Genomic DNA, 14,308 nt, shown 5'->3' on the forward strand with positions numbered 1-14,308 from the left:
CTTGAAGAGTTTAACGGACAGATACAAATCATTGCGGAATATGACATGAACCGCCGTATACCGAACGGTACGTACGGTGGTGTGAGAGGTCGGGGGCTAGCCGCCCCCTCCTACTCGATTAACAAAGATGAACTCAAATTAAACCTGGATAGCCCATTGTATGGTTTCACTCAATCTTCAGAATCTCCCGAATATCCTCCTCAGTCAGCGAGGAGAGCGCCTCCTGTCCAGGCTGGATAACTTCGTCGATGAGGTTCTTCTTCTTCTGTTGGAGCTCGTACATTTTATCCTCCACAGTGCCCTGTGTGACGAGGCGAATGACCTGCACGACATTCTTCTGCCCCATGCGATGCGCACGGTCGGCGGCCTGCTGCTCGACAGCGGGGTTCCACCACAGATCATAGAGGATTACCGTGTCGGCTCCAGTCAGGTTCAGTCCAGTCCCGCCCGCCTTTAACGAGATGAGGAACAGCTCCCGCTCGCCTTCGTTGAATCGATTGCACAGCTCAACACGCTCGGATGCAGGGGTATGGCCATCCAAGTAGAAATAAGGCACGCCCTGATAGCCCAGCTCTCGCCCGATCAGGCCGAGCATCTCCGTAAATTGCGAGAATATGAGCATCCGCTTCCCTGCATTCCGGCATTCCTCCACAATTTCAATCAGCTGCTCGAATTTGGACGAGCTTCCGGTATAACCCTCGACGAACAGTGCAGGGTGGCAGCATAGCTGGCGAAGCCGGGTTAAGCCGGCCAGTATTTTGATTCGATTCTTCTGAAAGGTGTCTCTGTCCAAATGCTTCACTGTCTCATGCCGCAGCTTGGCCAAGTAAGCGGCATACAGCTTCTTTTGCTCCGGGAGCAGCTGGGAGGCTTGCACCGATTCGATCTTCTCCGGCAGTTCCTTCAGCACATCGCTCTTGAGCCTTCTCAGCAGGAACGGACGGACCCGCTTCGCGACCGTTTCCCGCGTTAATTCGTGGAATGACTTCCTGCTCGCGAACAGCTCTGGGAATACCGCATCGAAGATGGACCAAAGCTCCTCCAACCTGTTCTCTACAGGTGTTCCGGTGAGCGCGAAGCGATGCCGGGCTTGAATGCTCTTCACAGTCTGGGCTGTTTGAGTGGTGTAATTCTTAAAGGTCTGCGCTTCGTCCAGAATGAGCGTATGGAATACTTGATCGGCATATCGCGCAATATCCTTGCGAAGGAGCGGGTAGGAGGTAATGATGACGTCCGCCTGAGCCGTGTTCCTGAGCGTAAGCCCCCGCTCCGCAATGCTTCCATCTGCGATAACAGCTCTAAGCTCTGGAGCGAACCTCTTCAGCTCATTCCGCCAGTTGTATACGAGAGAAGCAGGAGCGACAATAATGGCCGGCAGCCGCTGCTCTCTGATCTCCGGCAATACGGAGACAAGGAAGGCAATGCTCTGTACCGTCTTGCCAAGCCCCATATCATCGGCCAGAATACCACCGAAGCTGTAGTGGGCCAATGTTTTCATCCACTGGTAGCCATAGCATTGATAATCCCGAAGCACAGGAATCAAGCTGTCCGGAACCGGAAAATCGAGATGATCCGGATTGCGCATATGATCCAGCAATCGGCGGAAGGACTTGCCCAGCTTGATGCTGTCCCCTCTCTCCCAGGAATCCAATAGTTGGAGGGAAGGGGCAATCGGCAAGCGGAATTGTGTTCCTCGCATATCCCAGTTATGCAGTCCCACCTCATTCATGAAGGCGATCATCTCCTGGAATTCCTCAGTCTCCAGCGGCAGCAGCGCACCGCTTGGCAGGCGGTAGTATTTGCGCTTATGCTCCAAAGATTTCAGCAGCTTGCGGATGTCTCCTTCGGGAATTCCTTCGATATCGAATTCGAATTCCAGCCAGTGGGTTCGTTCATCTACGTCCACCTTAACCTTCGGAAAAACAGGCCCCAGATGCAGCCTTGCCTTCACGGCTGAGGTGGCATACACATGGACCAGCTTCTCCAACTGAGGCGCGATATGGTATAGAAATTCATACTCTGAATCCTCGTCATTCATAATATATCCACCCTCGGTCTTGGCGAAGGCGGCCTGCTCCATAAGCTCCACAATTTGTCGTTCTCCATCCCCGTCGCGCATAAGTATGCGCTCTTCGCCAAGCTGGCCTGCAGCCTCTAATGGATTGATGACAATATCGCCATATTGGAATTCCAGTGCGGCAAGCAGCCGATCCTTCACTCGGTCCAGATACAGCTTGGCTTTGAGCTGAGGTTGCACAATACGATCAGAGATAGCGGGAGCGATACGGACATTTCCGATCTTACTCAGGCCGGGAATGACACGTTCTATGAAAGGAGCCAGCTGCTCCGATGCAATCGGAACCCGGCGTTCCCGCGCGTTCTCAAGCATAAGCTTAAGCTCTGCGAGACGCTTGCATTGCTCTACAGGCAGCTGCAGCAGCTTTCCGTCCGCCACAACAATTCCGTAGTCTTCCATGACAACGATCTCATCAAGCCCTTGGACGTCAAGCAGATAACCATTGGCTCCCGCTTGGTCGAGCTGGAATTGGACAGGAATTCGCTCGTTGAGCGCAGAGAGTCCCTGATAATTACGGTCTCCGTGCTGAAGCTGAACGGAAGGCGCCGCAGAGAGCAAGCCAAGCAAGGGCTCCCATGAGAAAGAGGGGACGAGCAGCGTTCGATCATCGTCTTTCACGCGGCCGTGGGGAGCAGATGTGCTGGTGATAGCTTCACGGTATAGCTGCTCATTCTGATCGATTTGAATTAACTGCCGAATAACGGCATCATCTTCCTTGCGAAAGCAGTGAATCTCAGGATTGTATGTGAAATGCTTTGTGAATACATGGGGCTCTCTCTGGTCCACATGGTCCAGAAAATCTCTTATTTGCTGCACGATATACAGCCGCTCAAGTCCGACCTTCATCGCAATGCCGAACATGTGCTTCCCACCGCTGCAAGGCATCGTTTTGCAAATAAAGGCGACCTCAAGAATCTCCCTGGAATCAAAGCGAGTGCGGACACCCGAACGGGACAGAAGCGGCGGGCCGCTGTCGAACAGCCCCAGCATACTGCTCGCCAGTCCATCGTTTTCTGCCACAATCAGATCGGCTGCACTCGTCTTCTCAGCGGCAGAATGAGCTGCCGAATGGCCGTCTTGAATATTCCGGATATGAAGCAATACAGCTGCGATATGCTTGCAATGCTTGTCGAATGTGAAAAAAGTGGAGCAGGAGCATTCTGCAGCCACATCCCCATTGTGCTCGATATCGATGGACACTTGGAAGCTTCCATTTGCCCTGACGGCGGCTTTATAGGAGAGAGCTTCGGCGTTCTTATAGGTTAGAGTCACTTTACCAGCGCGATAATAGGCAGCTCCCTTGTCATAAGAGGTCTGGCCGCATAGCTGCTTGATGACTCTCTCGGTCAGTTGATAGCTCATTGCCAGACTCCTTCTCTTCTGTTCTAAGCAGCAAAGCGTTCCATGTCAATCCTTGCCATGACCCGTTACAATGATCGCAGTCATGCAAGGAAAAGAGGGCACGCATCTATGGTACACCATAAATCTATGTATGGGTAGGCGGCGCAACCGCATGCCGCAGCAGAAAGTCTCTTGCCGCAGGCGGAATTACAACTGAGTGAGAGTATCGATCTTTACATTCCAGATGGAATGCACTACGATATAAGGCGCCGGATAAAGGACCCGCCGGATTGGAGGATGGCAGTATTGAAGGTTATGGAATATAGTGTGGAATTGGTTAAAGATCCGTTCGGAATATTAACAGGACAGCGGTTTGAATTTGTATTGGATCTGGAAATTTCAGAGGACGATGAAATGTTTTCGGAGAATGGCATTTATACGAAGGTCATTTATCTGGTAGATGAGAACCGGAAGGGAATCATCAAGTATGATCTTTATGAGCGGACGACAGAGCAATATCTCGATTTCGAGATGGAGGCTGAAGAAGAGGCGGCTATAGCCGCATTCTGTGAAGAGCATCTGCCCGAATAAGGGAACGATGGCTGACAAGTCCCATCAAGCAGAGAAGAACCTTCTACCCCATGTTCAATGGGGTGGAAGGTTCTTCGGCTTGCAGACATCTCTGTCCGTACGGTCTATCCTTGTTCTTAGAACACTAAGGAATAGTTGGCGCCATTGTTGTTATCCCAATAAGTAACGCCGCTCACGGTGTAAGAGATCGCGAATTTGATAGGCTGACCGGTAGCCGAGAAGTTGAAGTTCCAAATCTCAAAGGCATTGCTTGAATTGGGAACTGCGCTGTCATAAGTTGCGCTGGCTGTTAGAACGGTAGCCCAGTTGTCGTAGGAATAGACAATATTGACGGTTTTTGTCGGCGCTATGTTCTTCAAGTACACTTTGCCGCCTACATAGAGACCGGAACGGTTGGAGTAGTAGGACGATTCATAGAGCTTCAAAGCAGCTTTGCTAAGAATCTTGTCCGGTTGGGTAGCTCCACCGACCTTATAATTGCTGCCATTGTTATTATCCCAATAGGTCTGTCCGTTGACTTCATATTTAATCGCAAATTCGAATGTTGAAGCGAGGGGAGCGTCTATGTCAAAATTCCAAGCCTCGTATCCGCCAGCCACTGAGGTCACATAAGAAGCGGATTGCTCCAGCCATATGCCGCCGCCAGTCGTGTAAACGACCTTCACTTGTTTGGTTGGCGACAAATTCGTAACTTCGATGCCACCGCTTAGACGGGATAGAGGGTTTGGTGTTCCGGGTATTGTTTTGGTATGTGCATAGGTCAGTTGGACGTTAGGGTCAAACGCATCAGCTACATCACTGAAAGAAGCGCTAAATCCTAAACCTAGAAACAGAGCAAAAGCAAGAAATAACGTACCGATTCTTTTCAAAGCTGGCATCTCTCATCACTCCTAATTTTTTTAGTTTACTTCAAGCGCCTATCCATCCAACCTGCCCAGCAATCATTTTCTATCCTCCACTGCGAATTTTTTAATTCACCGCTAGCGCCTCCTTTCAATGCCAACAACCCCGGTACTCCTTCAGGAATTCCGGGGTTGTTTAAAACCGTGACGGTTTTAAAGCATTTCCCTCAAATTTGTAATCCAAGGTAGTTTGCTACAAGTTGTATCTCAATTATAGGGCTAGCTTTCCAGTGAAGTCAATTCCGACTAAAGGACCCATTTTTATTGTGTTTCATGGTATCGAAAACCTAGTCTTCATTATCTATAGGCAGGTGCTAGAAGCAGGTACAATTTTGATGGGATGAAAAAGAACCTCCAGCTCCACTTTTATAGTGGTGTTGAAGGTTCCTTTGTGCATGTTATGGGGTTAACCCACTCGGGTCCACCTTTTTGGACAGCTCCCTGTTAGGCCGTTATTTATGTGCGGGGCGCGGATAGGGTGATGTGTTGCTTGCCAGGAAGATCAGGAGGAAGAGCCGTTCTTAATCCAGCCTGCCACTGTAACCATTCGCCGTGCCTGATGCTTCGCGGCATCCAGAGAGGTAGAGGAGATCTCGCCGGTATCCTTGGTCGTGACGCTGAGCCCATATGGATTGCCCCCGCTTTGGAAAATAACGCTATCGGTATAGCCTGGTGCAACGATGATAGCGCCCCAGTGATAAAAGGTCGTGTACAAGGAAAGCAGGGTGGCTTCTTGACCTCCGTTCGCATTCTGAGCGCTTGTCGTGCCAGAGACGACCTTGTTCGCCAGCTTGCCCTGAAACCAGAGTCCGCCGGTCGTATCAATGAATGCCTTCACTTGCGCCGCCATATTGCCGAAACGGGTTGGTGTACTGATTAGAATAGCATCAGCCCATTCCAGATCATCGAGAGAAGCCGCAGCGACATTCTTCGACGCCTCATAGTGAGACTGCCAAGCGGGATTGGCAGCAATAGCAGATTCGGGCGCTGTTTCTTGAATGCGCAGCAGCTTGGCTTCAGCGCCTGCTTCCTGAGCGCCTTCGACTGCTGCCTGCGCGATTTTGTAGTTCGTGCCCGTGGAGCTATAATAAATAGCGGCAAAATTAACCTTGCTCATCATATGGCCTCCCTATATCAGCGTGCTTCATTTTATTGTCTGCGGAAGACCGCCTGTTTATTCTCAGAACGAATTGGACTAGTCATTCCATAACGTGTATATTACGAGTATATTGAGGCATCTGTTATTTGATCGGAGGCTGTTGTAGTGAAGGATCATCATGAAATGTATATGAATCTGGCTTTGCAGACGGCTGCTGCCGCCAAAGGCCAGACCGAGCCAAACCCGTTGGTAGGTGCCGTCATCGTCAACGATAACCGAATCGTTGGCCTTGGCGCGCATTTGAGGGCAGGTGAGCCGCATGCGGAGATTCATGCGATAAGGATGGCGGGAGAGGCGGCGCGGGGCGGAACGATCTATGTGACACTGGAGCCATGCTCCCATCACGGAAGAACAGGGCCTTGTGCGGAAGCGATTGTGAAGGCGGGAATCAGCAAGGTGATTGTTGCCGCAACGGACCCCAATCCGCTTATATCTGGTCGAGGTATCGCTATTCTTCAGGATGCGGGGATCGAGGTTGAAGTTGGAATTTGCGAAGCGGCATCCAGGAGAATGAACGAGGTGTTCAACACCTTTATCGTTCGGAAGCGTCCCTTCGTGACGATGAAATCCGCCATTACATTGGATGGCAAGATCGCTACATCGACATCCCACAGCAAGTGGATTACCTCCGAAGAGGCTAGAGCTGATGTGCATCGGCTGCGAAACGAAAGCGGTGCGATATTGGTTGGCGTCAATACGGTGCTGAAGGATGACCCGGAGCTGACGACGCGGATCGCCAACGGACGCAATCCTGTTCGAATTATTCTGGACTCCACACTTCGTATTCCTCTTGATGCCAAGGTAATCAGGGATGGCAAAGCGGATACTTGGGTATTCACTTCCGCCAATCCTCCTGTTGAGAGAAGAGAGGCGCTGGAATCGCTAGGAATTCGAGTGTTTGCCACGAAGGGCATCGATACTGTAGATTTGTCCGATCTGCTTGATCTATTAGGCGGTCAGAGCATCTCATCCCTGCTTGTAGAGGGCGGTGGAGAAGTGAATGCTTCGTTCGCGGCAAGCAAGCTGGTGGACAAGCTCATCCTCTATATCGCTCCCAAGCTTATCGGAGGAAGGGACGCCCCTACATTTCTCGAAGGAATCGGAATCGCAAACATGAATGACGCGATTGAATTCTCCGATATCGAACTGAGCAAGCTTGGCGTAGACTATCGGTTCACCGGATATCCGAAGTGGCAGTGAAACAGCAAGGAAGCGGAAGACGTTGATCAACTGGACATGCGTAAGTGTGGACGGGGCGGCGTCTTCCTTGCATTGCAAGCTGCAAATTAACGGTTGACAGGCGGGAGCGAGGTGATATAATAACGTCATAACCAAGTTATCACATCGGAAATAACGAATTAATAATTTCATCATCGTCGACCGTTAAGACGGAGACATTCTCATGCGAGAATGTCTCCTTTGTTTTGTTATCTATAAAAACATAATTGAAGAGGAGAGATAGGGATGAGTAATCAAGTGATTGCAGTTGAGCGGTTTTCAATCGATCTGGGGGGCAGCCATTTCATCCATGGTGAAGTGAAGGCGGTGGAGGACGGCATCGCCAAGCCAGTGCTTGTTCTTAGCCATGGATTCAAAGGCCATAAGGATTGGGGTTTCTGGCCAGAGGTGTCCAGACGGTTCGCAGAACAGGGCTACTATACGGTGACCTATAATTTTTCAAGAATCAATGCCCGCAGTGAAGGGCAGGATGAGCGTGTCGTGGCTGCAGTCAGCACGGTCAGCCGCGAGGTGCGCGATATCGAAGCTGTAGCAGCAGGGATTCGCAAGGGTGAGCTGCCTCTTGCCAATGAAGCAGATTCCAAGCGGGTAGCGCTTTTGGGACACAGCCGATCAGGCGGCAGCAGCATTATCTATGCAGCAGAGCATGCTGAGGTTGGCGCAGTAGTTGTATGGAACGGCGGCAGCACGCCGATTCGCCCGACTAGCGAGCCTGGGGCGGAGCTCAGCCCTCAGGAGCAAGCAATTCTCGCGGATATTGATAGCAATGGGGAGCGCTTCAACATTGTGGAGCGATTCAAAGCCTTGTCCATTCCGGTGCTGTTCGTTCAGGGCGATGCGGACAATGAACGATTGCTGGCGCAGAACAAGAGGCTGCAGGAGGCGGCGTCAGAGCAACATTTCATCTCGATTGCCGGTGGCAACCATACGTTTGGCGCAGTTGATCCCTATGAAGGAACAACTCGCGAGCTTGACGAGGCCTTTGCAGAGACGAACCGGTTTCTGAACACTGTCTACTAATACGAAGCTTGCCTGGCAGGAATGGGGCAGGGCAAGCTGAAGATACGGAGATATAATCCGCAAGCCATGAATGGCGGGTGATAATTCCACAAAGAAGGATCAGAACGGTCAGCGCCTAGAGCTGCCGTTCTGATCCTTTTCGCATGATTGCGAATCGCAGCCAAGCGATGAACGGGAATCTAGCTTCTACTGATTTTTATTGCTAATAATCGACAATTTTCGCGTCTGAATTCATTCCACTATATAACTTGGTATGTTACAGTAGGAATAGAGTATTTATTCCAGTCCATACCACTACATGTTGTCATATATACGACTACTCATATAGGTCTATCGAATTAAATAACGATAAGGAGAGTGTTTCGCGAGATGACACGAGAGAAGAAGCCGTACGACCGTTCTATGAAGAAGATCGCCAAGCTGATAACGGCTGCTGCGGGGATAACGACACTGACGGCGGGGATTCCATCCATTGCTGCGGCGTCTGTAACGGCTCCGATGAACAATCCAGTCGGTGTGAAGCAGCATATCCAGAATTATTTGAGCGAACGATTCCCGAACGGTCTGCATGCAGGAGAAAGCTTCTCAATAGCTTGGAATGATATTTTTGAAGAGAGCAGTACGCTGGAATACACCATTATTGTGCAGAATGATAGTGTTGCGGATGTGAAAGAATGGAGCGGGCTGGGCAGCCTTCGGATCGGATTGAAGAAGCAAGGAACGACGATGGTTAACATAGTCGCTAAGAGGCGGGGAGAACAGGCCTCCGTCTATCATGAGCGATTTCGTCTGACCGCTGCCGCGCCTGTTGGGTTGGACAGCAATGGCGATGGGGCCGGAATTGATGATGTTGTAAAATATTTCAAGGCCCATCCGGAGCGGTTCACCCAAGCAGAAGATTATCGCCGCCTGCTGCAGGCTGCAGTTGACAGTACGGTAACCGTGCCGAATCGCGCGCCAGTATCATCTGACAATACAGAAGAAGTGTCATTGTTCGCAGGATCGAGCATTTCATTGGATATGAATGACTATTTCCGCGATGAGGATGGCGATTTGTTAACCTATTCCTTGCAGGTGCAGCCGCAGAACGGTGGAGGAGCTGCTAACGTAACCTTATCGGGAGACGGAAAGCTTGAAATTGAAGGACTCAATCAGAGCCCGAATCCGGTAAGAGCGACGGTAACGGCGGGTGATGGCGGGTTGACGGCTTCCCATTCCTTCATCATCACGGTATCCAAATTCAATCATGCGCCTGTTGCTGAGTCAGGGGCATTATCTGTAATAGAAGATACGAGCGCAACAGGAACGCTTGTCGGGTCAGATGCCGATGGTGATGCGCTGACCTACAGGATAGACAAACAAGGCACCAAGGGAGTCGTGACGATTACCAATGCAAGTACGGGCGAGTATACCTACGTGCCGCACCCGAATGCCAATGGTTCCGATACGTTCGAGTTCATCGTGAATGACGGCAAGGCAGATTCAGCGAAGGCTACAATCAGCGTGACGATTCAGCCGGTAGAGGATCCGATTGTTGTTGACCCGAACAATCAGCTTGGCATTAATAATGATGGCATTATAACGCTGAGTAAAAATCAGAGTGTTGCCATTGACATGACACGCGTATTCAGCAATCCGGATAAGAAAAAAGTAGATTACAGGTATTCAGAGGGAAGCGGCTTGGACATTCATATGGAGTCGGATGGTTATTTAATAATTAGAGCGGATGAAGAATATACAACGGCAGACTCGTATTCGGTCGGGCTGGAGGTGAAAGAGCGCGGGGAAAGCAATGAGTGGTTTACACATTATATAACGGTCAATATTACGGAGGAGGAGGATCTGGGCAATCAATCCATGAATCCGGATCCGTTAACTGCAATTGACCTGCCGCTCGCTAATTATTTCGTGCTGGGAGGAAGCAATGCTTGGACATTGTCCGTATGGAATAAAGATGCGGCGACCGGAAGCCTTAGCGCGTCCATAACGGGCACAACATTAAGCTTGCACGGACTGGCAGACGGGGCATCGAAGCTTGCCGTCAACCTCAACGACGGACATGGCAGCATCATTTCAGATGAAATGATAGTCTATGTCGGCAACTGGATTCCGCATGATGTGGGCAATGTATTTATGCGCTTCAGCGAAACACCTTACTATCATGCCCAAATTGATCTCAACAAGATCTTCTATGGAGCAACAGAGTATCGGGTGCTGGAGACAGATGATGCTAACATTCACTCTGTTAGCAAACCGCTGCTCTCCTGGTTCTCGTCTGAATCTGGGCATACATTATATGTAGATTTGGCTGAGTCGACGCCAACGACGATGACTGTGGAAGCGAGGAATGAATTCGGTCAAACAGCCGTATATGTCGTTCACATGGTTTGGAACAACCCGCCTGTCTATATCGGCGATCACGAACCGATCATCATCAGGAAGGGCGATACCTATCTGCTAAACATGCTTGATCCTGTCAGATTCGAAGATCCAGATGGAGACGAGCTAGTATTTAATGCGTTTATTGACGACGTCACGAGAGCAGAGGTTGGGGAGCCTTCGGGATCCATTATTCCTATATACGGATCAGAGGTTGGAGCTTCGCATCTTTTTCTGGAGGCCAGTGATGGAGTTAATGTTATTGACATCTATCCGGATATACCTATTGCAGTCTTAGGTGCTCAAGATGAATATGTTAAATTCAATCATACATGGGTCAAAAGCCTCGATATCTCTACTCATCTAAGCGGTTTGACTGGGCCGTATACGGTTTCCGTATCGGAGAATGATTCCATACAATCCGCAGACATAACGGGTTCAACACTAACGCTTACGGCTTACCCGCAGTATGATAATGATCAATCAGATATGGTTAAAGTGACTGTGTCAGACGGTACTGCAATAAGAGAATTCAATATTTATGTATTTATACCAAGTCGCCTCCCCCACTAAGGATCAAGTAAGAGGCTGGGCAACTTATACACGGATAAACAACAATGTAGTATTCGGACGTTTCTACCTTGAGGTGTGCCAAACTAAGCTTCTTTCGAAGGCTCGGCGCTTCGCAGTTACCGGATACAAATGACAAGCGGCTTGACAGGGACTGTCCCTGCCAAGCCGCTTGTTCGTGATATAATTATTCGAGCCCCTTGCGGGGCTGCCGAATTCTAATGGATAAAAGGAGAGAGAGAATAATGCCGCAGCTGCTTGTTCGGGGAATTGATTCAGAAGCGATGGCACGGATCAGCCGATCACTGGTAACAGAATTAGCTGAAATTTGCGAGTGTGGAGCCGATAACTTTACGATTGATTGTTTGGCTGCACAATCCGTTTATGACGGGGAGCTCGTGCCGACCTATCCATTTATTGAGGTTGGCTGGTTTGAACGCGGAAGCTTGGTTCGCGACAGATTCGCAGCAGCGCTGACAAGGCATGTACTGTCCTTGGGAATAGCGGAAGTGGAGCTTGCATTCAAGGTGTATCAGGAATCCGCCTATTACATCAACGGTAAGCCATGTCATTCATAGCGCGCAGCCGCAAGAGCGGCTGCACCCGCTTACTGCGCTGATTTGCGATATTGGCCCGGCGAGCAGCCAGTCGATTTCTTGAACACCTTGCTGAAGTATTTTTCATCGGGATAGCCGACCATTTCCGCGATTTGAATGATTTTCAAATGAGGGTTCTGCAGCAGCATCTTCGCCTTGTCTATGCGAATCCTCTCCAAAAAGTCGGACAAATTCCCGCCGGTCTCCTGCTTGAACTTTCGAGAAATATATTCTCTGCTAAGATGGAAGCGGCTGGCGATATCTTGCAGCGTAATGCCATGATTGTAATGCTGCTCAATATATTTGACGATTTCCATGATGGGACTTCGATCCTTCTGCCGGGAGGAAGTCAGCGCTTCCGAATATTTCGTCAGCACATCACACAATTCTGTCTGCCACAAGGGCAGCGACAATCTGCCCTGATCATCAAGCGGAACAGGAAGAACTAGATTGGGCAGCTCTGCAGGCGAGATTCCGTTGGCATCGCCAGTCAGCAGCTTGGCCCATTGCGAGCGAAGCACGGTGAATTCGTGACGCCATAGCTCCACCTGCTCCAGCGAGATCGCGGGCAGCCCCTTCACCGCCTCCAGCCACTCCAGAACTGCCGCACATATCTCGGCTTCGCTGCTGCTAAGCAGTGCCATGCGGAATGGTTCCTCGTAATCCGAGAGATGCAGCTTGTTGATGTTGGCATCTGTTCGGACTCCTGATGGTTCATACAGATGAAGCCAGGTCATATTTTGCAGCATATTGCGCTGCCTCAGAGCGCTCTTCGCCTCATCATAGCTTTGCTTCAATCCTTCGGGGAACGAATGAACCAATCCAGCACCGAAATCGAAGCGTCCTCTTAAAGTCCGATAGAAGCTGTTATTTATTTCTGCGAGCAAGAAATGCAAATCCTGAAACTGATTCCAGTAGAAAATGACGATCTCGGATTCGCTGTTCCAATACCTGCAGGCATATCCTGAATTGCGGCTTCTAAGCAGCTCGTTGCATATATTCGTCAGCGCGAAGAAGAGCAGGTCGCGGTGATTGTTGAATTTCTCCGTTACTTTGCGTTCGATGAATTCCAAGCCGATGATAATAATCTGGCATTGAGGCGTCCCTTCTTTGGACAATTGAAACTCATTGCCGAGAACATCCTTGACGGAATGATAATAGTTGGCATCTGATATCAGGTTGGAAAATAGCTTATCCCAGTAGACCGGCTTCAGTTGATTCATCTCGATCTTCTGGAGGTTCTGATAAAGGCGGTCGGATTGCTCTTGTTCCCAGGAGAGCTTGGCTTTCTTGAGCGCTTCTCCAAGAACATCGGGATCAATAGGTTTAAGAATATAGTCGAGACCGCCATATTTCATTGTATTGCGCACGAGATCAAAATCATCATGTCCGCTGATTACAATGGTTCGAGCGGCCGGAAGGTGCTCATGAATCCATGCAAGCAGATCAACGCCGCCCACAATCGGCATCATCATATCGGTAATGATGATGGCCGGTCGGTACTGCTTGGCAAGCTCAATGGCAAGGGCGCCATTCTCTGCCTCAATAATTCGCTCAACTCCCAGGGTGTCCCAGTCCACCAACAGCTTAATGGCTTCACGGACATGCTGTTCATCATCTACAAGGAGTATGTTCATGAAAGTTCCTGGCCTCCTACATCATAAGGTATGTGAAGCGTGACGGAGAAGCCTCGGGGCGGCTGATTCGATACAATCATTCTCGCATTCTCGCTAAAGTGCAATCTGAGACGAAGCAGCACATTGATAAGTCCGATATTATCCTGACCATCCGGCATTAATTGGCTGGAAGGCTTGTCCAGCTTATGCTGAAGCTCGCTCAATCGGTTGGGGTCTACCCCTAGTCCATCATCTTGAACGATGATGATCAATTCGTGATCATTCAGCCATTTGGATATAATCAACACTTCGCCAACCTCGCCCAACGGCTCGAAGCTGTGCTTGAAGACATTCTCCACAAGCGGCTGCAGGATGATTTTGGGTACAGGAACACCAAGCGTGTTCTCATCAATATCGAAGGTCACATTCAGCTTGTTGCTGAACCGCTGCTTCTGAAGCTCCATATAAGCTTTGACATGGTTGACCTCCTCGGATAGCGGGACGATGGCCTCATTCATGTTCATGCCGTATCGCATCATCTTGGCAAGTGAGGAGATAAGCGAATATACTCTGGGCGCCTGATGGTGAAGGGCAAGCGTTCCGATGGATTGCAGCGCATTATTGAGAAAATGCGGATTGATCTGCGCCTGCATGGCTTTCATCTGATTTGTCTTATTGGCGATTTCCAGCTTATATACCCGCATTATAAGATCGGTGATTGTCTGCATCATGGTGTTGAATCGGCGGGCGAGAATACTAAGCTCGTCATTCCCCTTCACCTCTATATTGACATTCAGATTGCCGGACTGAATCTGATT

Annotated in this window: 10 protein-coding genes; 5 read left to right on the forward strand and 5 right to left on the reverse strand. The window is 49.9% G+C overall.

Annotation, left to right across the window (positions count from 1 at the left end; translation table 11 throughout):
- Positions 1 to 166 precede the first annotated feature (166 nt).
- Positions 167 to 3,439, reverse strand: a complete 3,273-nt coding sequence (locus tag L6H65_RS25950) for a DEAD/DEAH box helicase (protein ID WP_236347520.1) — start codon at positions 3,437 to 3,439, stop codon at positions 167 to 169.
- A gap of 276 nt (positions 3,440 to 3,715) precedes the next feature.
- Between L6H65_RS25950 and L6H65_RS25955 the strand changes: the two genes are divergently transcribed.
- Entirely contained in the window at positions 3,716 to 4,009 is a 294-nt protein-coding gene (locus tag L6H65_RS25955) for a DUF6509 family protein (protein WP_236347523.1), read from the forward strand.
- Positions 4,010 to 4,125: 116 nt separating this feature from the next.
- On the opposite strand, the gene L6H65_RS25960 is transcribed toward L6H65_RS25955, so the two are convergent.
- Together L6H65_RS25960 and wrbA are read right to left on the reverse strand one after the other, a co-directional pair.
- Positions 4,126 to 4,887: a carbohydrate-binding protein gene (locus tag L6H65_RS25960; RefSeq protein WP_236347526.1), complete on the reverse strand. Its 762-nt coding sequence runs from the start codon at positions 4,885 to 4,887 to the stop codon at positions 4,126 to 4,128.
- A 526-nt stretch (positions 4,888 to 5,413) separates the two neighbouring features.
- Positions 5,414 to 6,028 (reverse strand): NAD(P)H:quinone oxidoreductase, encoded by a 615-nt coding sequence (gene wrbA / locus L6H65_RS25965; protein WP_236347529.1) that lies wholly within the window; start codon positions 6,026 to 6,028, stop codon positions 5,414 to 5,416.
- Positions 6,029 to 6,193: 165 nt separating this feature from the next.
- On the opposite strand from wrbA, the gene ribD reads away from it, so the two are divergent.
- The 4 genes from ribD (at position 6,194) to L6H65_RS25985 (ending at position 11,856) form a co-directional block, all read left to right on the forward strand.
- On the forward strand, positions 6,194 to 7,270 hold the full coding sequence (gene ribD / locus L6H65_RS25970) for a bifunctional diaminohydroxyphosphoribosylaminopyrimidine deaminase/5-amino-6-(5-phosphoribosylamino)uracil reductase RibD (protein WP_290370482.1): 1,077 nt from the start codon (positions 6,194 to 6,196) through the stop codon (positions 7,268 to 7,270).
- 264 nt (positions 7,271 to 7,534) lie between these two features.
- A complete protein-coding gene (locus L6H65_RS25975; protein ID WP_236347531.1) occupies positions 7,535 to 8,329 on the forward strand; it encodes an alpha/beta hydrolase family protein in 795 nt (264 codons plus the stop codon).
- A 369-nt stretch (positions 8,330 to 8,698) separates the two neighbouring features.
- A complete protein-coding gene (locus tag L6H65_RS25980; RefSeq protein ID WP_236347533.1) occupies positions 8,699 to 11,281 on the forward strand; it encodes an Ig-like domain-containing protein in 2,583 nt (860 codons plus the stop codon).
- A 242-nt stretch (positions 11,282 to 11,523) separates the two neighbouring features.
- Positions 11,524 to 11,856: a DUF1904 family protein gene (locus L6H65_RS25985; protein WP_236347536.1), complete on the forward strand. Its 333-nt coding sequence runs from the start codon at positions 11,524 to 11,526 to the stop codon at positions 11,854 to 11,856.
- A 29-nt stretch (positions 11,857 to 11,885) separates the two neighbouring features.
- On the opposite strand, the gene L6H65_RS25990 is transcribed toward L6H65_RS25985, so the two are convergent.
- A complete protein-coding gene (locus L6H65_RS25990; RefSeq protein ID WP_236347538.1) occupies positions 11,886 to 13,511 on the reverse strand; it encodes a response regulator in 1,626 nt (541 codons plus the stop codon).
- The coding region (locus tag L6H65_RS25995; protein WP_236347541.1) for a sensor histidine kinase at positions 13,508 to 14,308 on the reverse strand (801 nt) is incomplete at its 5' end. The genes L6H65_RS25990 and L6H65_RS25995, both read right to left, overlap by 4 nt.

Source organism: Paenibacillus plantiphilus, from assembly GCF_927798095.1.
GTDB classification, from domain to species: Bacteria; Bacillota; Bacilli; order Paenibacillales; family Paenibacillaceae; genus Paenibacillus_Z; species Paenibacillus_Z plantiphilus.